Genomic DNA, 22631 nt, shown 5'->3' with positions numbered 1-22631 from the left:
GGTTGGATACTCGATCACCATCCACCGTCCTCCGCGACGCGACGGCCGCCACGGGGTCTGTGACGGAGTCTTATCGCTTGCGGGATCCGGTGTCACGGATTTATCCCGGGCAACTTCGGGAGACTATCACCGGTATGCCGGAATCGGGGATTAGCATCCCCTGACCGTACAATCGAGTGGACATGTCCCCACGCGCTCTCACACCTCTTCAGCCTGCCTCGACGCCGGCTGCGCAGATCCGTAACTTCTGCATCATCGCCCACATCGATCACGGCAAGTCGACGCTGGCCGACCGCATGCTCCAGATCACCGGAGTCGTCTCGGATCGCGACATGCGGGCGCAGTACCTCGACCGCATGGACATCGAGCGTGAGCGCGGCATCACCATCAAGAGCCAGGCGGTTCGGATGCCCTGGGAGCTCGACGGGCAGACCGTCGCGCTGAACATGATCGACACACCCGGCCACGTCGACTTCACCTACGAGGTCTCGCGCTCGCTCGCGGCCTGCGAAGGAGCGATCCTGCTCGTCGACGCGGCGCAGGGCATCGAGGCGCAGACGCTGGCGAACCTGTACCTGGCGCTGGAGAACGACCTCCACATCATCCCGGTGCTGAACAAGATCGATCTCCCGGCCGCCGATCCCGAGAAGTACGCGAAGGAGCTCGCGTCTCTCATCGGCGGCAAGCCGGAGGACGTGCTGCGCGTCTCGGGCAAGACGGGCGCCGGCGTCGAGGAGCTGCTCGATCGACTGGTCCAGGAGATCCCCGCTCCGAAGGGCGACGCGGATGCGCCCGCCCGCGCGATGATCTTCGACTCGGTCTACGACGCCTACCGCGGGGTCGTCACCTATGTGCGCATGGTCGACGGCAGCCTCTCGCCGCGCGAGCGCATCCAGATGATGTCGACCGGAGCGAATCACGAAGCCCTCGAGGTCGGCGTGTCGAGCCCGGAGCCGACCCCGACCAAGGGTCTCGGCGTGGGCGAGGTCGGCTACCTGATCACGGGTGTGAAGGACGTGCGCCAGTCGAAGGTCGGCGACACGATCACCACGTCGCGCAAGCCCGCATCCGAGGCCCTGCCCGGCTACACCGACCCGAAGCCGATGGTCTTCTCGGGTCTGTACCCGATCGACGGCAGCGACTACGCCGAGCTGCGTGAGGCTCTGGACAAGCTGAAGCTCTCCGACGCCTCGCTCGTCTACGAGCCCGAGACATCGGTGGCGCTCGGGTTCGGCTTCCGCTGCGGCTTCCTCGGTCTGCTGCACCTGGAGATCATCACCGAGCGCCTCGCCCGCGAGTTCGACCTCGACCTCATCACGACCGCACCGAGCGTGATCTACGAGGTGCTCACGAGCGACACCGGCGAGACCGTCACCGTGACCAACCCGAGCGAATACCCCGACGGTCGCATCGGCTCGGTGTCGGAGCCGATGGTCAAGGCGGCGATCCTGCTGCCCAAGGACTACGTCGGCACCGTCATGGAGCTGTGCCAGTCGCGCCGCGGAACGCTGCTCGGCATGGAGTACTTCTCCGAGGAGCGCGTCGAGCTGCGCTACAACATGCCCCTCGGTGAGATCGTGTTCGACTTCTTCGATCAGCTGAAGTCGAAGACGCAGGGGTATGCGTCCCTCGACTACGAGCCCTCCGGTCAGCAGGAGGCCGACCTCGTGAAGGTCGACATCCTCCTCCAGGGGGAGAAGGTCGACGCGTTCAGCTCGATCGTGCACCGTGAGAAGGCCTACGCCTACGGCACCATGATGGCGGAGCGACTGCGCAAGCTCATCCCTCGCCAGCAGTTCGAGGTGCCGATCCAGGCGGCGATCGGCGCGCGCATCATCGCCCGCGAGACGATCCGCGCGATCCGCAAGGATGTGCTCGCCAAGTGCTACGGCGGCGACATCACCCGCAAGCGCAAGCTCCTCGAGAAGCAGAAGGAGGGCAAGAAGCGCATGAAGATGGTCGGGCGCGTCGAGGTCCCCCAGGAGGCGTTCATCGCCGCGCTCTCGGGCGACGTCGAGGGCAAGGACAAGAAGTAGGCCGCACGTCTTCCGGCGTACGAGCGGGGATTACCCGTCTTCCGCTCAGTGCCCCGTGCCCGAGGCCTCCGGATCGTGCAGGAGACGGCGGATGCGGCCGCTCCGCGCTGAGTGCGGCCGGCCTCTCGTCCACCCCGGTGCGCAAGCCCGCAGCGTCCTGAGCCGGGTGGGTACGCCACCGGAGATGTGACGTCGTGCGGCGCGTGGGGGTGTTCGCTCAGGTAACCCGAAGTAGGCTGGAACTCATGCGGCGCGGGACTTTCCGAGACGACACGGTGGACTATGCGGCCGTGGGTGCGACCCATGCGCCCGATCTGATGCAGTACCCGCCGGAGCGCAGCATCCCGGCGGAGGATTCCTGGCGGATCGGCAGCGGGGTCGAACGGTTCCAGACGGCGGGCGAGGCACTTCTCTCCTGGACCGCCCAGCGTGCAGCCGGCCTCTCGGTCGAAGACGTGCGTCCGGCGCCCGGGCCTGCATACGCCGGTGTGAGCTTCGACGCCGAGGGCAACCCTGTCGCGCCGAGCAAGCGCGACGTGGAACCCCGCTACGACGCCGAGGGCATGCCGTTCGTCGGCGCCGGGATGACGCTGCACCTCCGCGGCCGTGTCGCCGGTATGCGTGCTGATTCCGAGCTCAGGGTGATCTCGGTCACCGAGGAGACCAGGCGCGTCGGATTCGTCCTCGGGACGGTCGGCGGGTCGGTCGTCAGCGGCGAGGAGTCCTTCGACGTGGACTGGCGTGAGGACAACGACGAGGTCTGGTTCACGGTGCGCGCCTTCGATGCGCCGAACAGCCTCCTCTACCGCACCGTTCCGGCGCTCGTGAAGCGTCGCCGTCGTGAGCTCTTCGCGCGCTACCTCCGGGCGATCTCCCCGCTCTACGCGACCCCCGTCTGATGGCGGGACCGCTTCCTCTGGGTGACCCTGCGCCGACGGACGGGCATCTGCCCGCCGATCTTCCGATCGATTCGAGCGTGCCGTTCTCGGCGTATCTTCATATTCCGTTCTGCACGGTGCGCTGCGGGTACTGCGACTTCAATACGTACACCTCGACCGAGCTGCGCGGTGCGAAGCAGGAGGACTACGCCTCGACGCTGATCTCCGAGATCGACCTGGCGCGTCGCGTGCTCGGCGATGCGGGCGCGCTGCGGCCGATGGACACGGTCTTCTTCGGCGGCGGCACGCCGACACTCCTGCCCGCCGGCGACCTCGCCCGCATGCTCGGAGCCGCGACGTCGGCTTTCGGCCTGGTAGAGGGCGCCGAGGTGACGGTGGAGGCGAATCCGGACACCGTGACCCCGGCGGTGGCCCGCACTCTGGCGGATGCCGGGGTGACGAGGATGTCGGTCGGCATGCAGTCCGCCGTCCCGCATGTGCTCGCCGCCCTCGACCGCACGCACCGCCCGGAGAACGTGCGCACCGCCGTCGCGGCGGCGAAGGATGCCGGACTCGCGGTGAGCGTCGACCTCATCTACGGGGCGCCGGGGGAGTCGCTCGCCGACTGGGAGGCTTCTCTCGACGCCGCACTCGCGCTCGAGCCGGACCACATCTCCGCCTACGCCCTCATCATCGAGGACGGCACCAAGCTGGCCCGTCAGATCCGACGCGGCGAGGTCCCCACCCCCGACGACGACCTGCAGGCCGACATGTACGAACTCGCGGACGCCCGCCTCGCCGTCGGCGGGTTCGAGTGGTACGAGGTCAGCAATTGGGCGCGCACGCCGGATCAGCGCTCCCGACACAATCTCGCCTACTGGCGGGGGAGCGACTGGTGGGGCTTCGGCCCCGGCGCGCACAGCCATGTCGCGGGGTTGCGGTGGTGGAACGTGAAGCACCCTGCGGCGTACGCGCAGCGGCTCGCGGCAACCGAGTCTCCGGCGGCAGGCACCGAGCGACCCGATGAGGAGTCGCGGACGCTGGAGCGCATCCTGCTGCTCAGCCGGATCCGCGAGGGCATCGCCGTCGACGATGTGCCCGCGCCCAACCGCAGCCGGGTCGCCGGTCTGATCGCGGATGGGCTCGTCGATCCCGTCGCCGCGGTCCAGGGCCGCATCCGGCTGACACTGCGGGGACGTCTCCTCGCCGACGCCGTCGTGCGCGAGCTGACCGACTGACTTCCGCGACCCGGGTCAGCCGGGGAGCAGATCCATCCCCGCGGTCCGGCGTTGGGGAACGGTCGCGCTGTCGGCATCGAAGAGCCGCGTCCGACGATCCGGGCCGTAGACGGGCCAGCCGGGTTCGCCCTCGGTCGCGAATCCGATCCAGGCCGCGTTCATCTCGCGGGCGAGTCCTCGCGGCGCATCGGGTCCGGTCAGACGTCTGGCCTCGTCGTCGCCGAGCCGGTCGAACACGAAGCCGAGCTCCAGTGCGTGGGCGGCGCGCAGATCCCTCACCGGGCTCGGCCACGCGAACTCGTACACGTGCGTGATCTGCGGACGCGCGGCCGCGACCCGGCTCAGCGGCGCACGCAGCATCAGGTCGGTGACGAGCTGCCCGAAGATCTCGCCGGTGCTCGCCCCGGGGAACGCGGATCGGTACTCGCCCACCGCGCGCTGGGGGATCCGGGAGAGGAGACGAGCCGCTTGCAGCTTGAGTTCACTGATACCCGCGAGCGCTTCGGGTGGGAACCAGAGCCGATACTCGTCGGTGTTGCTGCCGATCAGCAGAGGGGTGTCGATCTCTCCGAGAACCTCATGCGGCGACCGCGGAAGGCTGTCCGGGTCGATGGCGAACTGGAAGCCGGGTGCACCTCCCAGCGGCGAGGATCCGGCGGACTGCGCCGTCCGCGCGCCCAGCAGCTGCTCCGGGCTGAGCGCGGCGAACGACTCGCGGTCTGTCCGCACACCGAGCCGCTTCGCGATCTGCGCCGTCACGCGGCCCGCCTTCTTCGGGGTCTGGGCCTGGAGCGGTCCGGATTCGATGATGGCTCGGCGGATCAGCGCTCGAGATTCGTCGCGGGCGAGGAGGCCGGCGACGATCGCCCCGCCGGCGGACTCGCCCATGGCCGTGATCCGTGCGGGATCGCCGCCGAACGCCGCGATCTCGCGGTGCACCCATTCGAGTGCGGCGGCGGCGTCGCGCAGGCCGAGGTTGCGGGGGACCCCGTCGAGCACCGAGAAGCCTTCGGATCCCAGCCGGTAGTTGATCGAGACGAAGACGATCCCCGCTTTCGCGAACACCGTGCCGTCGTACAACGGCAGCGCTGCCGTCCCGCGTTCGAGCGCCCCGCCATGGATCCACAGCAGGACAGGCGCATCGGATGCGTCGACCGGAGCCCACACGTTGGCGGTGAGGATGTCGTCGCCGTCGATGCGCACGGAGCCCAGCAGCTCGCCGATCGCCCCGGCGTACGGCACCTGAGGCGCGGTCGGCCCGAACCGGGTCGCTTCGCGGACCTCCGGCCACCCGGTGACCGGCTGCGGATCACGGAAGCGGTTCTCACCGAACGGGGCGTCCGCGTAGGGAACGCCGAGGTAGCGGACGACCCCGTGCTCCTCGGAACCGCGGACGATGCCGCTGGACAGGGTGGCCTGGGGAGCGGAGGTCATGAGCGTCATCCTAGGGTCGTGCGCCTGCGGTACGGAGAATCCCGAGCTGCACGGGGTAGGATTGGCACTCTGAACGTCCGAGTGCCAGCGGAAGGGAAGGGTGATGGTCACTGAGCGAGGACTCCAGGTTCTCCGCGCGATCGTGCAGGACTACGTCGAGACCCACGAACCCGTCGGCAGCCGTTCCATCGTCGACCGGCACTCGTTCGGCGTCTCGGCGGCGACGATCCGCAACGACATGGCGCTGCTCGAGGACGAGGAGCTCATCACCGCGCCGCACACCTCATCCGGCCGCGTGCCCACCGACAAGGGCTACCGCGTCTTCGTGAACCATCTCGCGCAGCTGCGCCCGCTCTCGTCCGCGCAGCGCTCCGCGATCGAGTCGTTCCTCGGTGAACCCGCCGACCTCGACGACCTGATGGTCCGCACCGTGCGGGTGCTGACGCAGTTGACCGGACAGGTCGCGCTCGCACAGTACCCGTCGTTCGCCCGCGCCCATGTCACTCACGTCGAACTGGTCGCGCTCGCGCCGAATCGACTTCTGATCGTGCTCGTGACCGATGCGGGAGGTGTCTCACAGCGCATGGCTGTGCTCCCGGAGGCGATCGACGACGCCGACATGGCGGTGCTCCGCGCTCGACTGTCCGCATTGATCACCGGTCAGGGCATCGGTGAGGCATCCGACCGTCTCCAGTCTCTGCTCGCCGCCGAAGAGAAGCCCCAGGACGTCGTGCTGCGCACGCTCGCCGGCGTGGTCATGGACGAGCTCGGCGGATTCCGTCAGGAGCGTCTGGTGATGGCGGGAGCGGCCACCCTCGCACGTCGCGAGCAGGATTTCCGGGGCAGCATCCATCCCCTCCTCGAAGCCATCGAAGAGCAGGTGACGCTGCTGCGTCTGATGAGCGAGATGGTGACGGACGAGCACGGGCTCGCGGCCAGCATCGGTACCGAGAACGCCCCGTTCGGTCTCGGTGAGGCATCGATCGTCGCCAGCAACTACGCCGCGCCCAGCGGCACAGCGCGAGTCGGCGTGATGGGGCCGACGCGCATGGACTACCCGAGCAACCTCGCTGCGGCGCGGGCCGTCGCCCGCTACCTGTCGCGGATGCTCGACGAAGACGAGGCCGGCCGCTGACGCGGCCGCCATCAGGACACACGCAGAAAGGCGATTGTGGCGGACCACTATGAGGTTCTCGGGGTGTCCCGGGACGCTTCCACCGACGAGATCAAGAAGGCGTACCGACGCCTCGCGCGACAGCTGCACCCGGACGTGAACCCGGGAGAAGACGCTGCGGAGAAGTTCAAGCTCGTCACGCACGCGTACGACGTGCTCAGCGACGACGACTCCCGCCGTCGCTATGACATGGGCGGTGGAGACGGCGCGGCCGGGAACTTCGGCAACTTCGGCGGATTCGGCGACATCTTCGAGACGTTCTTCGGAGCGTCGCAGGGCGGCGGCCGGGGTGCGCGTCCTCGCTCCCGCCGGGAACGGGGGCAGGACGCCCTCGTTCGCGTCACGCTCGATCTCGGCGACGTGGTGTTCGGTGCGCATCGGGACATCGACGTCGACACCGCGGTGCTGTGCGAGACATGCCAGGGATCCTGCTGTCAGGAGGGCACCTCTCCGGTCACCTGCGACATCTGCGGCGGATCGGGGCACGTGCAGCGCCAGGTGCGGAGCCTGCTCGGCAACGTCGTCACCTCCGCGCCCTGCGGGACGTGCGAGGGCTACGGCACCACGATCCCGTACCCGTGCGGCACCTGCGGCGGTCAAGGACGGGTGCGTTCGCGCCGTACCGTCTCGCTCGACATCCCGGCCGGCGTCGAGACCGGACTCCGACTGCAGCTCCCCGGCTCCGGCGAGGTCGGCAAGGCGGGCGGCCCCAACGGCGACCTGTACGTCGAGGTGACGGTGAATGCGCACCCCGCCTTCAGCCGCGAGGGCGACGACCTGCTCGCCACGCTCGAGGTGTCGATGACCGACGCCATCCTCGGCACCGAGACCACGATCCAGGGGCTCGACGGCGAGGTCGAGCTGGAGATCCGCCCCGGCGTGCAGTCCGGAGACGTGCTGACGATCAAGGGCCGCGGCATCACTCCGCTGCGCGGTACGCAGCGCGGTGACCTGCGGGTCGGCGTGCAGGTGCTGACTCCGACCCGGCTGGATTCCGCGCAGCGGGCGCTGATCGAGGACTTCGCGAAGAAGGTGAAGTCGCCGGAGCCGCAGCTCGCGCAGTTCCAGCAGGGACTCTTCTCCAAGCTCCGCGACCGCTTCCGCAGCCACTGATCATGGCGCTGCACTTCCTGGTCGAATCGTCGTCGGATGCCGGTGTCGGCGACCTGGTGTCGTTGACGGGTGCCGAGGCCAAGCACGCGGCGGTCGTGCGGCGGCTCCGCGTCGGCGAAGCGGTCACCGTCGGCGACGGGGCGGGGGTGTGGCTGGTCGGCCTCGCCGAGGAGGTGTCTCCTGCTCGCGTCGATGTCCGCATCTCGGAGCGCGTGGAGCATCCGGCGCCCGCACCGCGGATCGTCCTGGTCCAGGCGCTCGCGAAGGGCGACCGCGACGAGCTCGCCGTGCAGGCGGCGTGCGAGCTGGGTGTCGACGAGATCGTGCCCTGGCAGGCGAGCCGGAGCGTCTCCCGCTGGGAAGGACCGAAGGCGGTGAAGGGACGCGAGCGGTGGGCGAGCATCGTCCGCGAGGCGGCGAAACAGGCGCACCGCGCGTGGATCCCCGAGGTGGTCGCGGCCGTCTCGACGAAGCAGCTCGCCGAGCGGGCGGGTTCGCAGCGCGTGCTGCTGCTCGACCCCACGGCGTCTGTGCGTCTGTCCGAGATCGAGCCGGACGCGCGTGATCTCGTCCTCGTCGTCGGGCCGGAGGGCGGGATCTCCGACGAGGAGCTCGACCGGCTGACGGCCGCGGGGGCCGAACGTGTGCTGCTGGGAGAGACGGTTCTTCGCACCTCGACCGCGGGCCCTGCGGCGATCGCGGTGCTGTCGGTGGCGCTCGGTCGATGGTGACCTCTCCTCAGCCCTCCGAGAGCTCAGGGCTGCGAGGACGTGGCGGTCAGTAGACTTGACGGCATGACGGAACCCTCGATCTTCACGCGCATTCTGAACGGGGAGATCCCTGCCGAGATCCTCGGCGAGACGGACCGCCTCTTCGCGCTGCGCGACATCGCCCCGCAGGCCCCGGTGCATCTCCTCGTGGTGCCGAAGACCGCAGAGTACCGCGACGTCGTCGAACTCGCCGCGGGTGACCCGACCCTGCTCGCCGAGATGGTCGCATTCGCCGGGGAGCTGGCTGCGGCGCACACCGAGGACGGAGACTTCCGCCTCGTGTTCAACACCGGCGCGAACGCCGGACAGACCGTTTTCCACGTCCACGCCCATATCCTGGCCGGCGGACTGACCGAGAAGAGCGTCGGTGCCTGAGAATCACGAGCCACAGGAGCGGAGCCTGGGTGGTCGACCACCCGAGGCTGTCGAGAAGATCTACGCCGACGGCGTCGCCATGGTCCAGCTGCTCGGACCGCAGGACCGGCTGCTGCGCATGCTCGAGAAGGAGCACCCCGAGGTGCAGGTTCTCGTGCGCGGGAACGAGATCACGCTCAGCGGCGACAAGGACGCGGTCGCGAAGGCGAAGGCGCTCGTCGACGAGCTGCTCGCCATGACGAGGGCTGGACATGATCTGGCTCCGAGTGACGTATCGAGTTCGGCGCGCATGCTGCGTCAGGAGGGCGGGCCCCGTCCGAGCGAGGTGCTGGGCGAGGCGATCCTCACGACCCGCGGCAAGGTGATCCGGCCGAAGACCGTCGGACAGAAGGAGTACGTCGACGCGATCGAGGAGAACACGATCGTCTTCGGGATCGGCCCCGCCGGCACCGGAAAGACCTATCTCGCCATGGCGAAGGCGGTGCAGGCCCTGCAGCGCAAGGAAGTCACCCGAATCATCCTCACCCGACCCGCGGTCGAGGCGGGGGAGCGACTGGGATTCCTCCCCGGCACGCTCACGGACAAGATCGACCCGTATCTGCGACCGCTGTACGACGCGCTCAACGAGATGATGGACCCCGAGATCGTCCCGCGCCTGATGGCGACGGGAACCATCGAGGTCGCCCCTCTCGCCTATATGCGTGGTCGGACCTTGAACGACTCGTTCGTCGTGCTCGACGAGGCGCAGAACACGACTCCCGAGCAGATGAAGATGTTCCTCACGCGCCTCGGCTTCGGCACGCGGATGGTCGTCACCGGCGACATCACCCAGGTCGACCTCCCGCAGGGCGCCTCGGGACTCCGCCTGGTCACGCGCGTGCTCGACGGCATCGACGACATCCACTTCTCACGGCTCACGAGCGACGACGTCGTGCGCCACTCCCTGGTCGGACGCATCGTCGACGCCTACAGCGAATACGACGAGAAGCGCACGGCGCAGCGCTTCGAGCGCGAGCAGGCGGCCGAGTTCGCCAACAGGGCCGACCGCAGGGGAGCGCAACGACCAGGCCCCCGTGACCGCATGCCGAAACGAGGACTCTCATGATCGAGATCAACAACGAGTCGGCGATCGACGTCGACGAGACGGTGCTGCAGCGCCTGACGGACTTCAACCTCGCGCAGCTGCACGTCAGCCCGGATGCCGAGGTGGCGATCGTCCTCGTCGACGAGGGCGCCATGGAGGCGCTGCACGTGCAGTGGATGGATGAGCCCGGCCCCACCGACGTGCTCAGCTTCCCGATGGACGAGCTCCGTCCGGGGACCGAGGACCGTCCGACCGCTCCGGGGCTGCTCGGAGACATCGTGCTGTGCCCGCAGGTGGCGGAGACGCAGGCTCAGGCCGCACGCCACACGCTGATGGACGAGCTCATCCTGCTCACCACCCATGGGCTGCTCCACCTCCTCGGCTTCGATCACGCCGAGCCCGACGAGGAGCGTGAGATGTTCGGCCTGCAGAAGGAGCTGATCCAGGGCTTCGCCGCGGCTGAACGCCGACGATGACAGCCACTCTTCTCCTCATCGCGGCGGTCCTGCTGGTGGCGTTCGGCGGCCTGATGGCCGCGATCGATGCCGCCTACGGGGTCGCGTCTCGGGCGAACCTCGCCGACATGGCGACCGAGGGACGCCGGGCCAAGGCACTGGGCCGCATCGCGGGCGACCTCGACGCGCATGTCAACGCGGTGGCGTTCATCCGAGTGCTGGCGGAGGTGACCGCCGCGGTCCTCGTGACGGTGGCGTTCACGATCCTCATCGACAACAACTGGTGGGCCATGCTCGCCGCTGCTGTCCTGATGACGGCGATCACGTTCGTGCTCGTCGGCGCGAGTCCGCGCTCCTTCGGGCGCCAGCACGCCGAGGGAATGATCCGCGGCACCGCGTCGATCGTGCGCGGTCTGCGCATCTTCCTCGGCCCGCTCGCCCAGGGGCTCGTCCTGCTCGGCAACAAGGTGACGCCGGGGACGGGGCGCAGCTCGTTCGCCAGCGAGGACCAGCTGCTGAGCATGGTCGACGAGGCCGCATCGAACGATCTCATCGAAGAGGACGACCGCGACCTCATCCATTCGGTGTTCGACTTCACCGACCAGTTCGTCCGCGCTGTGATGGTGCCGCGCACCGAGATGGTGACGGTCGATGCGACCTCGACCACCGATGAGGCGATGTCCCTCTTCCTGAACCGCGGCGTGTCGCGGATGCCGGTCGTCGATGACGAAGCGGATGACGTCGTCGGGGTGCTGTACCTGAAGGACCTCGTGCAGTTCGCGTATCGCGACGACAGTGCCTGGCGGGCGGCTTCCATCCGTCCCATCGCTCGTCCGGCGACGTTCGTCCCGGAGTCGATGCGCGCCGAGACCCTCCTCCAGCAGATGAAGCGCGATGCCGTGCACGTGTGCCTGGTGATCGACGAGCACGGCGGAATCTCGGGGCTCGTGACTCTGGAGGACCTGATCGAGGAACTCGTCGGCGAGATCTCCGACGAGTACGATCAGGTATCCGCTGAATTCGTCGATCTCGGTCACGGACGATACCGCGTGAGCGCACGGCTCTCGCTGGAGGATGTGGGCGATCTGTTCGGTCTCGAGCTCGAGGACGAGGATGTCGACTCGATCGGTGGTCTGCTCGGCAAAGCGCTCGGGCAGGTGCCGCAGCCCGGTGCGACCGCGACCGTCGATGGTCTGGTCCTCACGGGCGGGGCCTCCCGGGGTCGAGGTCGTGGGATCGCGACCGTGTTCGTGGAACGTGCGGCGGGGGAACCTGACGCTTCGCAGGATGAAGGAGATCGACGCGATGACTGAGAGCACCCGGAGCGGGTTCGTGACATTCGTCGGACGGCCGAACGTCGGCAAGTCGACGCTGACGAACGCCCTCGTCGGCGAGAAGATCGCCATCACCAGCGAGAAGCCGCAGACGACGCGTCGCGCCATCCGCGGCATCGTGAACCGCCCGGAGGGGCAGCTCGTGATCGTCGACACCCCCGGCATCCACAAGCCGCGCACGCTGCTCGGCGAGCGGCTGAACAACCTCGTGGAGCAGGTGCTGGGCGACGTCGACGTGATCGGCTTCTGCGTCCCCGCGAACGAGAAGGTGGGCCCGGGTGACCGCCGCATCGCCGCCTCCCTCGACGGATATCCGCGCGCCAAGAAGATCGCGATCGTGACGAAGACCGATGCCGCCGGACGAGACGAGATCACCGAGCGCCTGCTGGAAGTCGATGCTCTGCGTGAGGACTGGGATGCCGTGATCCCGCTCTCCGCGCTGACCCGGGATCAACTCGAGGTTCTCGCCGACGAGATCCTGATGCTGATGCCGAAGGGGCCCGCGCTGTATCCGGAGGGCATCACGACCGACGAGTCGGAAGAGGACCGGATCGCCGAGATGATCCGCGAGGCCGCGCTCGACGGCGTGCGTGATGAGCTCCCGCACTCGATCGCGGTCGTGATCGACGACATCGCGCCGCGCGAGGGCACCGACCTGACCGATGTCCACGCCTCGATCGTCGTGGAGCGCGACAGTCAGAAGGCGATCATCATCGGTCACAAGGGCAAGCGACTCAGCGATGTGGGCGCACGAGCGCGAGTCGGCATCGAGCAGCTGCTGGGGACGCGTGTGTTCCTCGGCCTGCACGTCAAGGTCGCGAAGGAATGGCAGCGCGACCCGAAGCAGCTCGGCAGACTCGGCTTCTGAGATGGCATCGGGGCCCACGTCGATGGCGGCGGGAAGACCGCCGACCCCGGCGACATGAGCAGTCGCAGCGAAGACCCGAATCCGCTGCGCAACGAGGTCTTCACCCGAGTGTTCGACGAGCACTGGGCAGCGGTGCGGCACCATATCGAGGGTGTCGTGGGGGCGGAGGAGGAAGTCACCGAGATCGTCTCGGAGGTCTTCCTGTTCGCCTGGTCACGGCTCAGGCCGGCACGCCCGCCGAGTCGTGTCTGGCTGTTCCGTGCCGCGGATCGGCGACTGCGCGCCCGTCCTGGTCGCGCATCGACGCCGCACGGCGCCCTCGATGCCGTGCACGTCGGGGTCGCCGGCGACGGTGAAGCGCCCGGGCCCGTCAGCCGTGTCGAAGTGCTTCGAGCTTTGGCTGTCCTCACTCGGCCTCAACGGCGTATCATCATGCTCACGTACTGGGATGGACTCACGGTGGGGGAGATCGCGGAGTTGTTGCGCGCTTCCGAGTCCCGGGTGCGGAAGACGCTGGGCCGCGCGCAGGACCGACTGCGTACGGAGCTGGGCCTGGAGGGGCTGATATCGGGTGATGACTGAGAACGCCGTGCTCGAGCGGCTGCTGAGCGACGCCGATCCTGCGACGACGCCGCGTGATGCGCCGCCGGACGCTCGGGCTCTCGCGAGCCGTGACCGCATCATCCGCACGGGCAGCGCGCCGAGGCGACGTCGTGCCCGCACGATCGGCTGGACCACGGGTCTGACAGCCGCCGCGGCCTCCACCGCCCTGGCGTTCGCCGTGTTCTCCCCGCAGGGCGCCGCGGTCGCCGGCACGCCCTCGCCCCTCGACTTCGACGGCTCCAAAACGGTCGCGCAGATCGTCGACGATGCCAGCGCGACCCTCGCCGATGTTCCGGGCCCGACCGTGCCGCAGCGGACGGTGCGCACCGCCTCCTGGGGATTCGAGGTCGATGTCGATGCGAAGACGACCACGGTCGTGCCTCAGCTCTCGACGCTGACGTGGGAACCCGACGGCTCAGGGCGGATGACGATCGTCGCGGGCGTTCCCTATGATCCGACCGATGCCGCCGCGAGCAACGCCGCAGAGGTGACCAGCAGCGGCGAGGTCGTCACCGACCTCGTGATGGCACCGGGGGACTTCGCGACGCCGTGGACGGCGGTGCCGGGCGAGTCGCGCGAGGAGATGGTCGCCATCCTGCGCGCGTTCGGGATGCCGGAAGATCCGACGGCCTTCGACGTGGCGACCGCGTTCACCTCTGTCCTCGGACAGTGGACGCTGACGGACGCGCAGCACCAGGAGCTGCTGCTTCTGCTGGAGGAGGCGGGCGGCGGCGACGCTCTGGGAACCTCCACCGATCGGCTGGGGCGCCCAGTGGCGGGAGTCCGTGTGCAGTCGCCCGACGGCGCGGTGAGCGACCTGATCCTGGTGTCACGCGACACCGGACGGATCGTCGGGGTCGAACGCACGGTGCTCATCGCCGACGAGATCTTCCCGGCGGGTGCGATCATCTCGTACCAGATGTGGGATGTGGATGAGGAGACGATCGAATGAAGCGAATGACGGTGTTCGCCGCGGCGGTGCTCGGTCTGGTGATCGCGCTCGGGTCGGCGCCCGCCAATGCCGCCGTCCTGGGAGACAGAGAGGTCGATCCCCAGGTCGCTGCCATGCTCGAAGAGGTGCCCGGCGGAGTGATCGTCGACTCGACGCACGCGGTGTGGCCCGAGCTCGGCATGGAGCTGACGGTGGCCACGGCGTCCGGATTCTCGGCGCGTGCGGTCCAGAACTGCGCGACGGCGAGGATCTGCGCCTACAGCGGGTACTCCCTCAGCGGGAGCGCTCTGACGTTCACCGCGTGCGGCGTCCTGGCGATTCCGTCGAGTTTCTCGGTGAAGTCCGCCGCCAACGCGCGCTCCACCGGTTACGCCCAGGCGCGTAACGGGACCACGGTGCTCGGCACGGTGTATGCCGGGAGCTGGTCCAACCTCTCCGGCACCGTCACGAACATCCGCTGCGTCCTCTGAGGGTGTCGCAGGCGATGCGTCCCCGCGCGAAGGTCGAAGCGCAGCAGTGGGTGGCGCCGAGGTGGGGTACACCCGAGACCTGGCAGTTCCTCACTCACGACGTTCCGGCGCCGGCTGCGGGCGAGGTGACGATCCGCGTCCACGCGGCCGGCGTGAACCCCGCCGATGCGAAGCATGTCGCCTCGCCCCGACCTGGTGTCGAGCTGCCCGTCCCCATCGGCTACGAGGTCTCCGGCGAACTCTCGGCCATCGGCCCGGATACCCGGATCGGCTCCGGCGGCGCGGCGATCGGTGACGAGGTCGTCGCCTTCCGTGTACAGGGCGGCTATGCGACCGAGGTGACCGTGCCCGCCGAGAAGGTGTTCGCGAAGCCGTCCGCGCTCACGCATCCGGAGGCCGCGAATCTGCTCCTCGTCGGCACCACCGCGGCGGAGATGCTCGCCGTCACCGGTGCGGCCCCGGGGGAGACGGTCCTGCTGCACGGAGCATCGGGCGCGGTGGGGGTGAGCGTGCTCCAACAGGCTCGTCTCCGAGGCATCCGGATCATCGGCACGGCGAGCGAGGCGCGCTTCGACGAAGTGCGGCGCTTCGGGGGGATACCGGTGCAGTACGGGTCAGGGCTCGCCGACCGCGTCCATGAGCTCGCCGGGGGTCCGATCGCCGCCGCGCTCGATGCGGTGGGAACCGACGAAGCCGTCGACGTGTCGCTCGATCTCGTCGCCGATCGTCGCCGCATCGTCACGATCGCAGCGTTGGGACGAGCGCACGCTGAGGGGATCCTGGCGATCGCGGGGTCCATGCCGGCGAGCGCCCGGTTCCGGGACGAGGTGCGCGGTGAACTGATCGCACTGGCGCAGAACGGCGACCTCATCGTGCCGATGGCGCGCACTTTCGCCCTCGACCAGGCGCCCGAGGCGCATCGCTTCCTCGCGACCGGTCATCCCGGCGGCAAGCTGGCGTTGATTCCCTGACGCCTAGTCGATCTCGCGCAGCCCCGAGGTCACGATTACCACGCCTTCGCCGTACTCCGCGTCGGCGGCATCCTGGATCGTGCCGTCATCCCAGACGACGGTGAGCCAGACGTAGCCCTGTCCCGAGCCGACGCTGGCGTCGGTACCGAGGCGGGCGGCGAGATCGTCCTGGATCCGGGTGAGCTCCTCGATCGGCGTGTCCCCCTCGACGCCGCCGGTCGGATCCTCCGGCGCGATCGGGTCGTACAGGGCGAGCATGATCGGGGGATCGGTGACGGTCAGGCGGTCGCCGTCATACGTCGCATACACGGCATATGTGCCCCAGGTCGTGTCGCCGCTGGTCTCGCTGCCGTCGACACCGTCCCACGTCCAGCCGTCGAGCGGCACACCGTGGCACTGCGGAGGGTAGGACTCCATGATCATGGGTCCGCAGAGCACCGCATCGCCGGCGACGTCGATCACCATCCCGGTCCCGAGCACCCGCCCTTCCGGCAGCTCCGGGAGCGCGTCTTCGATGCGCTGATCCGAGGGGACGGTGGTACTCGACGGGGCCGCCGTGCCTCCCGGCTCCGTCGCGCATGCGCTCAGGAGCAGGAGGCCGACGGCGGATGTCGCGGCGAGGGCCAGGCGACGCTGCGAAGTGCTCATACCGGGAAGTGTCATCCGCAGCGCGATCGTCTCAGCATCACCGTCGGTGACGGATGCCGCATCCCTGCTAGCATGACCACATGCCTTTCGGCGGTCTGCTTCTTCTTAGCTGCCGCGACGAGTCCTAAAGCTAGGGCCTTCCTCGTCGCGGCGCTTGTGTTGGCCCGTCCATCTTGACGAAGAGAAGAAGCCCCATCATGCAGAACACTCAGCGCCCGTCGGCGATGCCGGTTCACAAATACCGGCCGTTCCACGAGCAGATCAATGTCCACCTGCCTGACCGCACCTGGCCCGATGCCCGCATCACCGAGGCGCCGCGCTGGTGCGCCGTCGACCTCCGCGATGGCAACCAGGCACTGATCGACCCGATGTCGCCGGAGCGCAAGCGGGTCATGTTCGAGCTGCTCGTCAGCATGGGCTACAAGGAGATCGAGGTGGGCTTCCCCTCGGCCAGCCAGACGGACTTCGACTTCGTCCGCCAGCTCATCGAAGAGAATCTGATCCCGGACGATGTCACGATCCAGGTCCTGACCCAGGCGCGCGAGCACCTGATCGCCCGAACCTACGAGTCGATCGCCGGCGCCAAGCAGGCCATCGTGCACCTGTACAACTCGACGAGCATCCTGCAGCGCGAGGTCGTCTTCCGCACCGACAAGCAGGGCATCATCGACATCGCGCTCGAAGGCGCTCGGCTGTGCCGCCGATTCGAGAAGACCATCCCCGACACGAAGGTCTATTACGAGTACTCGCCCGAGAGCTACACCGGCACCGAGCTCGAGTTCGCGCTCGACATCTGTAACCAGGTCATCGAGGTCTTCGAGCCCACGCCCGACCGCAAGGTGATCATCAACCTCCCGGCGACGGTCGAGATGGCTTCGCCGAACGTCTACGCCGACTCGATCGAGTGGATGAGTCGGAACCTGAACCACCGCGAGAACATCATCCTCTCTCTGCACCCGCACAACGACCGCGGCACGGCCATCGCCGCGGCCGAGCTCGGCTACATGGCCGGAGCCGACCGGATCGAGGGCTGCCTGTTCGGCAACGGGGAGCGCACCGGCAACGTCGACATCGTCGCGCTGGGCGTGAACCTGTTCACGCAGGGCATCGACCCGCAGATCGACTTCAGCGACATCGACCAGGTCAAGCGCACGGTCGAGTACTGCAACCAGCTGCCCGTCCCCGAGCGCAGCCCGTGGGCCGGAGACCTGGTCTTCACCGCATTCAGCGGCTCGCACCAGGACGCGATCAAGAAGGGCTTCGAGGCGATGGAGGCTCGCGCCGGTGCCGCGGGCGTCACGGTCGACGAGATCGAGTGGGCCGTGCCGTACCTGCCCGTCGACCCCAAGGACCTCGGTCGCTCTTACGAAGCGGTCATCCGGGTGAACTCGCAGTCGGGTAAGGGCGGGGTCGCATACCTGCTGAAGTCCGACCACGCGATCGATCTGCCGCGCAAGCTCCAGATCGAGTTCTCCGGCGTCGTGCAGGCCAAGACGGATGCCGAGGGCGGCGAGGTCACGAGCGAGCAGATCTGGTCGATCTTCAACGACGAGTACCTGCCTGCTGACGACTCCGCAGCCAAGTGGGGCCGCTTCGAACTGCTCGCGACGCAGACCCGCAGCGATATGTCCGGCGATGTCGTGCTCGATGTCGTGCTGCGCGACGATGACGAACAGGTGGCGGTCTCCGGCAACGGCAACGGGCCGGTGGCCGCATTCGTCGAGGTGCTGCGCGGTCAGGGCTTCGACATCACGGTGTACGACTACGTCGAGCACGCTCTCAGCGCCGGCGGCGACGCGCAGGCCGCGGCCTATGTCGAGCTGCAGGTCGGCGACCAGCGCCTGTGGGGCGTCGGCATCGACGGCGACATCTCGACGGCATCCCTCAAGGCGATCGTGTCGGGCGTCAACCGCTCGATCCGCACCCGCCAAGAAGAGCTCGCCGCCGTCTGACCCTCCGGCCCCCTCCGTGACACCTGTCGTCGGAAAGTCGGGGCTGAAGCGGCACTGGGTGCCAGCTTCGCCCAGACCAGGAGACGGAGTCGGCACCTGTTGCCGGAATCCTCCCGGATTTCCGACAACAGGTGTCGACTCCAGGAAAGAGGCTCAGATGTCCGCGCTGGGCTTCACGATCGCGATGGCGCCCGTCTCGGCCGCGACCTTGCGTCGGTAGATGCGGCGCTGCTCCGGCAGGGAGACATCGAACGTGACGGCGAGGATGCGGATCACCGTCGTCACGGCGATGCCGACGATGGCGGCGATCGTGAGGGGCATGCCCAGTGCCACCGCGATGACGATGAACGTGCACCCCGCGCCGGCCGCGACGGCATAGAGCGATCCGACGTGCATGATCGCGGTCGGCAGCCCCATCAGCATGTCGCGGAGCAAGCTGCCGCCGACAGCTGCGCAGACGCCGATGAACACGGCCGGCACCTCGGGGATGCCGAAGGCGAGGGCCTTGCTCGTCCCGAACGCACCGAACATGCCGATGACCACCGCGTCGAGGACGACGATCGCCGTGTTCAGGCGGGTGAACAGGCCCGCGAGTAGCATGCCGAGGAGCGCCGCCCCCGCCGCCGTGACGAGGTACCACTGGTTCTGAAGGGTGGCCGGGGTCTGCCCGAGCAGGATGTCGCGGATCAGACCGCCGCCCATGCCGATCATGATGCCGATGATCGCGACACCGAGCCAGTCCAGCCGCCGCTGGCCCTGGAACCCCGATGCGAACATCGCGCCCTGGACTCCGCCGAGGCCGACGCCGAGCAGGTCCGCCCACAGCGGAATGGTGAAGAGCGGTTCGGTCACGCGTCCATTCTCCCGTACAGAGGATAATCGAGGGGTGCCCACCTACCGAGACGAAGCGGTGATCCTGCGCACTCACAAACTCGGTGAGGCGGATCGCATCGTCACGATGCTGTCCCGGCGGCACGGCAAGGTCCGCGCGGTCGCGAAAGGCGTGCGACGGACCTCGTCGAAGTTCGGCGCCAGGCTCGAGCCCTTCATGGTCGCCGACGTGCAGCTCTACCAGGGCCGCTCCCTCGACATCGTGCAGCAGGCGGAGTCGCTGGGCTCCTACGGCACCGACATCGCGGCACACTACGACCGATTCACGGCGGCGAACGCCATGGTCGAGACGGCCGACCGGCTGAGCGACGCCGAGGCCACCCCCGATCAGTACCTGCTCCTGGTGGGCGGACTGCGCGCGCTGTCGCGCGGAGAGCACGTCGCGCGCAGCATCCTCGACTCGTACCTGCTCCGTGTCATGTCGCTGTCGGGATGGGCGCCGTCGCTCGACGAATGCGCACGCTGCGGCACGCCGGGTCCGCATGCCCGATTCGTCGCACAGCTGGGCGGGCTGGTGTGCTCGAACTGCGCTCCGGCCGGAAGCCCGCGCGTCGCGGACAAGACCCTGACACTGCTCCGTGCTCTCATCGCCGGGGAGTGGGACGTCATCGACGCGTCTCCGCAGTCCGACACCGCGGCCGCGTCCGGTCTCGTCTCGGCCTACGCCCAGTGGCACCTCGAGCGCGGCATCCGCTCGCTCGCCCATGTGACCGACGACTCAGGAGATCGACCGCGGTGAGCCCGAAGCCCTATACGCACAAGGATGCCGTGGCGTATCGCCCGTTGGATTGGACGGGCGTGCAGCCGCCCGCGTTCCCGGCCGTTCCCGAGCACGTCGCGATCGTGATGGACGGCAACGGGCGGTGGGCGAACCGCCGAGGACTCAACCGCATCGAAGGTCACAAGGCGGGGGAGGAGGTGCTGCTCGACGTCGTCGCCGGCGCGATCCAGGCCGGCGTCAAGCATCTCTCCGTGTACGCGTTCTCGACCGAGAACTGGGCGCGATCTCCCGAGGAGGTGCGCTTCCTCATGGGGTACAACCGCGATGTGCTGCACCGTCGGCGAGACCAACTCAACGAGTGGGGCGTCCGGATCCGCTGGGCCGGCCGCAAGCCGCGCCTGTGGGGCAGCGTCATCAAGGAGCTGCAGCACGCGGAGCAGTTGACCCGGGACAACGACGTGCTCACCCTCACGATGTGCGTGAACTACGGGGGCAGGGTCGAGCTCGTCGACGCGATGCGGGCCATCGCCGCCGACGTCGCGGCAGGACGCGTGAAGCCGAGCGCGATCAGCGAGAAGATGATCCGCCGGAACCTGTACGTGCCCGACATGCCCGACGTCGACCTGTTCCTGCGCAGCTCCGGAGAGCAGCGCACGTCGAATTTCCTGCTCTGGGAGTCGGCCTACGCCGAAATGGTCTTCCTCGATACGCTCTGGCCGGACTTCTCCCGTGAGGAGCTGTGGCGGGCGATCAGCATCTACCTGTCGCGCGACCGTCGCTTCGGCGGAGCGGTTGACGTCCCCGACGCGCCGGCCTGAGTCCGCAGCCACCGCTCCGTTTCGCGCGGGTGCTGCAGCCGGACGATCGTCAGATGCGGAAACCGTGCGACATAACCCGGCATGCGCTCCGCCCAGTGCCCCAGGGTCTTCGTCTGCCACGCGAGGATGTTCTCCTCGGGGTCTGCCTGGAACATCTTCCAGATCGGCTTCTCGACGTTGTCGTTCCACATCCGCGTCCGCAGGAGGCTGCGGCTCACCGTGCGGCGCAGCAGCCTCGTCCGCACCACGCGGTACGGATAGTCGAGCCAGACGGCGAGCTGTGCTCGCGGGGTGAGGAACTCGTCGGTGCCCTTGCTCGTGTACTGCCACTCGGTGACCCACCGGTCTTCGGCGGCGAACGTTCGGACGTCGTCGAGGAACTGGGGCCGCGGGATCCAGTCCGCTCCGTGGAACAGGCCGTCGATCTCGACCTGGCGCAGTCCCCACATCTCCGCGATGCGACCGGACAGCGTCGTCTTCCCCGATCCGGTGACACCCGCTACCAGGACGCGCTCCGGCCGGAACGGCACGGGGTCATCGGCGGAGAGCATCCGAAGATCATATCGGCGGCCTCGCGGTGCCATGGAATAGCTCACAGAACCATGCGGTTGGATGAAGTGTGACTGAACCCATCTCCATCGACATCTGGTCCGACATCGCCTGCCCCTGGTGCTACATCGGCAAGCGCAACCTCGAGAAGGGTCTCGAAGCGGTCGCCGCCGACGAGGACGCGCCGCAGGTCAACATCACCTTCCACTCGTTCGAGCTCTCCCCTGACACCCCCGTCGACTTCGACGGCGATGAGATCGACTTCCTCGCCGGCCACAAGGGCATGCCGCGGGAGCAGGTCGAGCAGATGCTGTCGAACGTGACCGGCGTCGCCGCGAACGCCGGACTCCAGTACCGCTTCGATCTGCTGCAGCACACCAACACGGTGAAGGCGCACGAGGTGCTGCACTTCGCGAAGGCCGAGGGGCTGCAGCACGAAATGGAGGAGCGGCTCATGTCCGCCTACTTCACCGAGGGCAAGCACGTCGGGCGCATCGATGACCTCGTCGAGCTCGCGGCCGAGGTCGGACTCGACCCGGATCGGGCCCGCGCGGCACTCGAGAGCGAGCAGTACCTTCCCGCTGTTCGGCAGGACCAGGCTCAGGCACGTGCCTACGGGATCCAGGGTGTGCCGTTCTTCGTCGTCGACGGTCAGTACGGCATCAGCGGTGCGCAGCCGCCCGCAGCGTTCGAGAACGTCCTCCGCGACCTCTGGGCGAAGCGGGGGGAGCCCGAGGCGGAGGCCGCTGCGGTCTAGCGGGTCAGAGCCGCCTCGATCGCGCTGACGATCTCGGGGGCGTCCGGCTTCTGCTTCGGGCGGAAGCGCAGGACGTCTCCGTCCGGCAGCACGAGGAACTTCTCGAAGTTCCACTCGACGCGGCCGGCCTTGCCGCCGGCATCCGGGACCTCCTTGAGCGCCTTGTACAGCTCGGCGGCGTTCTTGCCGTTCACCTTGACCTTGTCGTTCACAGGGAAGGTGACGCCGTAGGTCGTCGAGCAGAACTCGAGGATGTCGTCGACCGAACCCGGCTCCTGGCCGAAGAACTGGTTGCAGGGGAACCCCACGACGGTGAAGCCGCGATCGCCGTAGAGGCGCTGCAGTTCCTCGAGCTGCTCGTACTGCGGGGTGAGGCCGCACTTGGACGCGACATTCACGACCAGCACCACGTCGGCACCGAGATCGTCGAGGGTCTTCTCCTCGCCCTTCGCGTCGGTGAACGGGATCGTACGGAGCGCGGAATCGGTCATATTCACAGCTTAGATCGCAGCATCCCTCCTGGCTCCGCGTCTGGGAGAA

Annotated in this window: 24 protein-coding genes; 19 read left to right on the top strand and 5 right to left on the bottom strand. The window is 68.2% G+C overall.

The features are described from left to right. The first annotated feature begins 182 nt into the window (after positions 1–182). The 3 genes from lepA to hemW all read left to right on the top strand — a co-directional run bounded on the left by lepA (position 183) and on the right by hemW (position 4152). Entirely contained in the window at positions 183–2036 is a 1854-nt protein-coding gene (gene lepA, locus CQ045_RS12965) for a translation elongation factor 4 (protein WP_105724357.1), read from the top strand. Positions 2037–2281: 245 nt separating this feature from the next. Continuing rightward, positions 2282–2935, top strand: a complete 654-nt coding sequence (locus tag CQ045_RS12960; protein WP_105724355.1) for a DUF1990 family protein — start codon at positions 2282–2284, stop codon at positions 2933–2935. Beyond that, the gene (gene hemW / locus CQ045_RS12955; protein ID WP_105724353.1) at positions 2935–4152 is read left to right on the top strand and encodes a radical SAM family heme chaperone HemW; all 1218 of its coding nucleotides are present in this window, start codon (positions 2935–2937) and stop codon (positions 4150–4152) included. The genes CQ045_RS12960 and hemW overlap by 1 nt, the downstream gene beginning before the upstream one ends. 15 nt (positions 4153–4167) lie before the next feature. Here the strand turns inward: hemW and CQ045_RS12950 are convergent, their stop codons facing one another. Beyond that, positions 4168–5586 carry a carboxylesterase/lipase family protein gene (locus CQ045_RS12950; protein ID WP_258131061.1) on the bottom strand — a complete coding sequence of 473 codons (1419 nt, stop codon included), beginning with the start codon at positions 5584–5586 and terminating at the stop codon, positions 4168–4170. A 103-nt stretch (positions 5587–5689) separates the two neighbouring features. Between CQ045_RS12950 and hrcA the strand changes: the two genes are divergently transcribed. From hrcA to CQ045_RS12890, 12 genes are all read left to right on the top strand, one after another. Continuing rightward, entirely contained in the window at positions 5690–6721 is a 1032-nt protein-coding gene (gene hrcA / locus CQ045_RS12945) for a heat-inducible transcriptional repressor HrcA (protein WP_105724349.1), read from the top strand. Positions 6722–6757: 36 nt separating this feature from the next. Continuing rightward, a complete protein-coding gene (dnaJ, locus tag CQ045_RS12940; RefSeq protein WP_105724347.1) occupies positions 6758–7873 on the top strand; it encodes a molecular chaperone DnaJ in 1116 nt (371 codons plus the stop codon). 2 nt (positions 7874–7875) lie between these two features. Further along, positions 7876–8604, top strand: coding sequence for a 16S rRNA (uracil(1498)-N(3))-methyltransferase (locus CQ045_RS12935; RefSeq protein ID WP_105724345.1), 729 nt, complete (start codon positions 7876–7878; stop codon positions 8602–8604). Between the two features lie 63 nt (positions 8605–8667). Beyond that, a complete protein-coding gene (locus CQ045_RS12930; RefSeq protein ID WP_105724343.1) occupies positions 8668–9018 on the top strand; it encodes an HIT domain-containing protein in 351 nt (116 codons plus the stop codon). Positions 9019–9097: 79 nt separating this feature from the next. Beyond that, positions 9098–10123 (top strand): PhoH family protein, encoded by a 1026-nt coding sequence (locus tag CQ045_RS12925; RefSeq protein WP_258131069.1) that lies wholly within the window; start codon positions 9098–9100, stop codon positions 10121–10123. Next, positions 10120–10578: an rRNA maturation RNase YbeY gene (ybeY, locus tag CQ045_RS12920; protein ID WP_105670030.1), complete on the top strand. Its 459-nt coding sequence runs from the start codon at positions 10120–10122 to the stop codon at positions 10576–10578. The genes CQ045_RS12925 and ybeY overlap by 4 nt, the downstream gene beginning before the upstream one ends. Then, positions 10575–11870, top strand: coding sequence for a hemolysin family protein (locus CQ045_RS12915; protein WP_105724341.1), 1296 nt, complete (start codon positions 10575–10577; stop codon positions 11868–11870). The genes ybeY and CQ045_RS12915 overlap by 4 nt, the downstream gene beginning before the upstream one ends. Further along, positions 11863–12759, top strand: coding sequence for a GTPase Era (gene era / locus CQ045_RS12910; protein WP_105724638.1), 897 nt, complete (start codon positions 11863–11865; stop codon positions 12757–12759). The genes CQ045_RS12915 and era overlap by 8 nt, the downstream gene beginning before the upstream one ends. Before the next feature lie 54 nt (positions 12760–12813). Continuing rightward, positions 12814–13341, top strand: a complete 528-nt coding sequence (locus CQ045_RS12905) for an RNA polymerase sigma factor (protein ID WP_105724339.1) — start codon at positions 12814–12816, stop codon at positions 13339–13341. Then, a complete protein-coding gene (locus CQ045_RS12900) occupies positions 13334–14314 on the top strand; it encodes a hypothetical protein (RefSeq protein ID WP_105724337.1) in 981 nt (326 codons plus the stop codon). Before CQ045_RS12905 ends, CQ045_RS12900 begins: the two co-directional genes overlap by 8 nt. Then, complete coding sequence (locus CQ045_RS12895) at positions 14311–14784, top strand: hypothetical protein (RefSeq protein WP_105724335.1); 474 nt, start codon at positions 14311–14313, stop codon at positions 14782–14784. The genes CQ045_RS12900 and CQ045_RS12895 overlap by 4 nt, the downstream gene beginning before the upstream one ends. Before the next feature lie 14 nt (positions 14785–14798). Further along, positions 14799–15755 carry an NADP-dependent oxidoreductase gene (locus CQ045_RS12890; RefSeq protein WP_105724636.1) on the top strand — a complete coding sequence of 319 codons (957 nt, stop codon included), beginning with the start codon at positions 14799–14801 and terminating at the stop codon, positions 15753–15755. Positions 15756–15758: 3 nt separating this feature from the next. Here the strand turns inward: CQ045_RS12890 and CQ045_RS12885 are convergent, their stop codons facing one another. Further along, positions 15759–16403 (bottom strand): hypothetical protein, encoded by a 645-nt coding sequence (locus CQ045_RS12885; protein WP_258131060.1) that lies wholly within the window; start codon positions 16401–16403, stop codon positions 15759–15761. 197 nt (positions 16404–16600) lie between these two features. Between CQ045_RS12885 and leuA the strand changes: the two genes are divergently transcribed. Beyond that, a complete protein-coding gene (leuA, locus tag CQ045_RS12880; RefSeq protein ID WP_105724331.1) occupies positions 16601–18355 on the top strand; it encodes a 2-isopropylmalate synthase in 1755 nt (584 codons plus the stop codon). A gap of 153 nt (positions 18356–18508) precedes the next feature. On the opposite strand, the gene CQ045_RS12875 is transcribed toward leuA, so the two are convergent. Beyond that, complete coding sequence (locus tag CQ045_RS12875; RefSeq protein WP_105724329.1) at positions 18509–19207, bottom strand: trimeric intracellular cation channel family protein; 699 nt, start codon at positions 19205–19207, stop codon at positions 18509–18511. 34 nt (positions 19208–19241) lie between these two features. Between CQ045_RS12875 and recO the strand changes: the two genes are divergently transcribed. Both recO and CQ045_RS12865 read left to right on the top strand, forming a co-directional pair. Beyond that, positions 19242–19985, top strand: a complete 744-nt coding sequence (gene recO, locus CQ045_RS12870; RefSeq protein ID WP_105724327.1) for a DNA repair protein RecO — start codon at positions 19242–19244, stop codon at positions 19983–19985. Beyond that, complete coding sequence (locus CQ045_RS12865; RefSeq protein ID WP_105724325.1) at positions 19982–20785, top strand: isoprenyl transferase; 804 nt, start codon at positions 19982–19984, stop codon at positions 20783–20785. Before recO ends, CQ045_RS12865 begins: the two co-directional genes overlap by 4 nt. On the opposite strand, the gene CQ045_RS12860 is transcribed toward CQ045_RS12865, so the two are convergent. Further along, the gene (locus CQ045_RS12860) at positions 20725–21336 is read right to left on the bottom strand and encodes an AAA family ATPase (protein WP_105724323.1); all 612 of its coding nucleotides are present in this window, start codon (positions 21334–21336) and stop codon (positions 20725–20727) included. The genes CQ045_RS12865 and CQ045_RS12860 overlap by 61 nt on opposite strands. 68 nt (positions 21337–21404) lie before the next feature. Here CQ045_RS12860 and CQ045_RS12855 point away from each other — a divergent pair, with 68 nt between their 5' ends. Beyond that, positions 21405–22091, top strand: coding sequence for a DsbA family protein (locus tag CQ045_RS12855; protein ID WP_105724321.1), 687 nt, complete (start codon positions 21405–21407; stop codon positions 22089–22091). Here the strand turns inward: CQ045_RS12855 and CQ045_RS12850 are convergent. Then, positions 22088–22582, bottom strand: coding sequence for a glutathione peroxidase (locus tag CQ045_RS12850; protein WP_105724319.1), 495 nt, complete (start codon positions 22580–22582; stop codon positions 22088–22090). The genes CQ045_RS12855 and CQ045_RS12850 overlap by 4 nt on opposite strands. Positions 22583–22631 lie beyond the last annotated feature (49 nt).

Origin of the sequence: Microbacterium sp. MYb66, from assembly GCF_002979435.1 — a bacterium.
Lineage (GTDB): Bacteria > Actinomycetota > Actinomycetes > Actinomycetales > Microbacteriaceae > Microbacterium.
Note: the sequence above shows the minus strand (reverse complement) of the source record. Positions and strands in the feature narration are given on the sequence as shown.

Coding starts and splice junctions, on each gene's coding strand:
- lepA (WP_105724357.1), top strand. CDS start 183: ATGTCCCCACGCGCTCTCACACCTCTTCAGCCTGCCTCGACGCCGGCT.
- CQ045_RS12960 (WP_105724355.1), top strand. CDS start 2,282: ATGCGGCGCGGGACTTTCCGAGACGACACGGTGGACTATGCGGCCGTG.
- hemW (WP_105724353.1), top strand. CDS start 2,935: ATGGCGGGACCGCTTCCTCTGGGTGACCCTGCGCCGACGGACGGGCAT.
- CQ045_RS12950 (WP_258131061.1), bottom strand. CDS start 5,586: ATGACCTCCGCTCCCCAGGCCACCCTGTCCAGCGGCATCGTCCGCGGT.
- hrcA (WP_105724349.1), top strand. CDS start 5,690: ATGGTCACTGAGCGAGGACTCCAGGTTCTCCGCGCGATCGTGCAGGAC.
- CQ045_RS12935 (WP_105724345.1), top strand. CDS start 7,876: ATGGCGCTGCACTTCCTGGTCGAATCGTCGTCGGATGCCGGTGTCGGC.
- CQ045_RS12930 (WP_105724343.1), top strand. CDS start 8,668: ATGACGGAACCCTCGATCTTCACGCGCATTCTGAACGGGGAGATCCCT.
- CQ045_RS12925 (WP_258131069.1), top strand. CDS start 9,098: ATGGTCCAGCTGCTCGGACCGCAGGACCGGCTGCTGCGCATGCTCGAG.
- ybeY (WP_105670030.1), top strand. CDS start 10,120: ATGATCGAGATCAACAACGAGTCGGCGATCGACGTCGACGAGACGGTG.
- CQ045_RS12915 (WP_105724341.1), top strand. CDS start 10,575: ATGACAGCCACTCTTCTCCTCATCGCGGCGGTCCTGCTGGTGGCGTTC.
- era (WP_105724638.1), top strand. CDS start 11,863: ATGACTGAGAGCACCCGGAGCGGGTTCGTGACATTCGTCGGACGGCCG.
- CQ045_RS12905 (WP_105724339.1), top strand. CDS start 12,814: ATGAGCAGTCGCAGCGAAGACCCGAATCCGCTGCGCAACGAGGTCTTC.
- CQ045_RS12900 (WP_105724337.1), top strand. CDS start 13,334: ATGACTGAGAACGCCGTGCTCGAGCGGCTGCTGAGCGACGCCGATCCT.
- CQ045_RS12895 (WP_105724335.1), top strand. CDS start 14,311: ATGAAGCGAATGACGGTGTTCGCCGCGGCGGTGCTCGGTCTGGTGATC.
- CQ045_RS12890 (WP_105724636.1), top strand. CDS start 14,799: ATGCGTCCCCGCGCGAAGGTCGAAGCGCAGCAGTGGGTGGCGCCGAGG.
- CQ045_RS12885 (WP_258131060.1), bottom strand. CDS start 16,403: ATGAGCACTTCGCAGCGTCGCCTGGCCCTCGCCGCGACATCCGCCGTC.
- leuA (WP_105724331.1), top strand. CDS start 16,601: ATGCAGAACACTCAGCGCCCGTCGGCGATGCCGGTTCACAAATACCGG.
- CQ045_RS12860 (WP_105724323.1), bottom strand. CDS start 21,336: ATGCTCTCCGCCGATGACCCCGTGCCGTTCCGGCCGGAGCGCGTCCTG.
- CQ045_RS12850 (WP_105724319.1), bottom strand. CDS start 22,582: ATGACCGATTCCGCGCTCCGTACGATCCCGTTCACCGACGCGAAGGGC.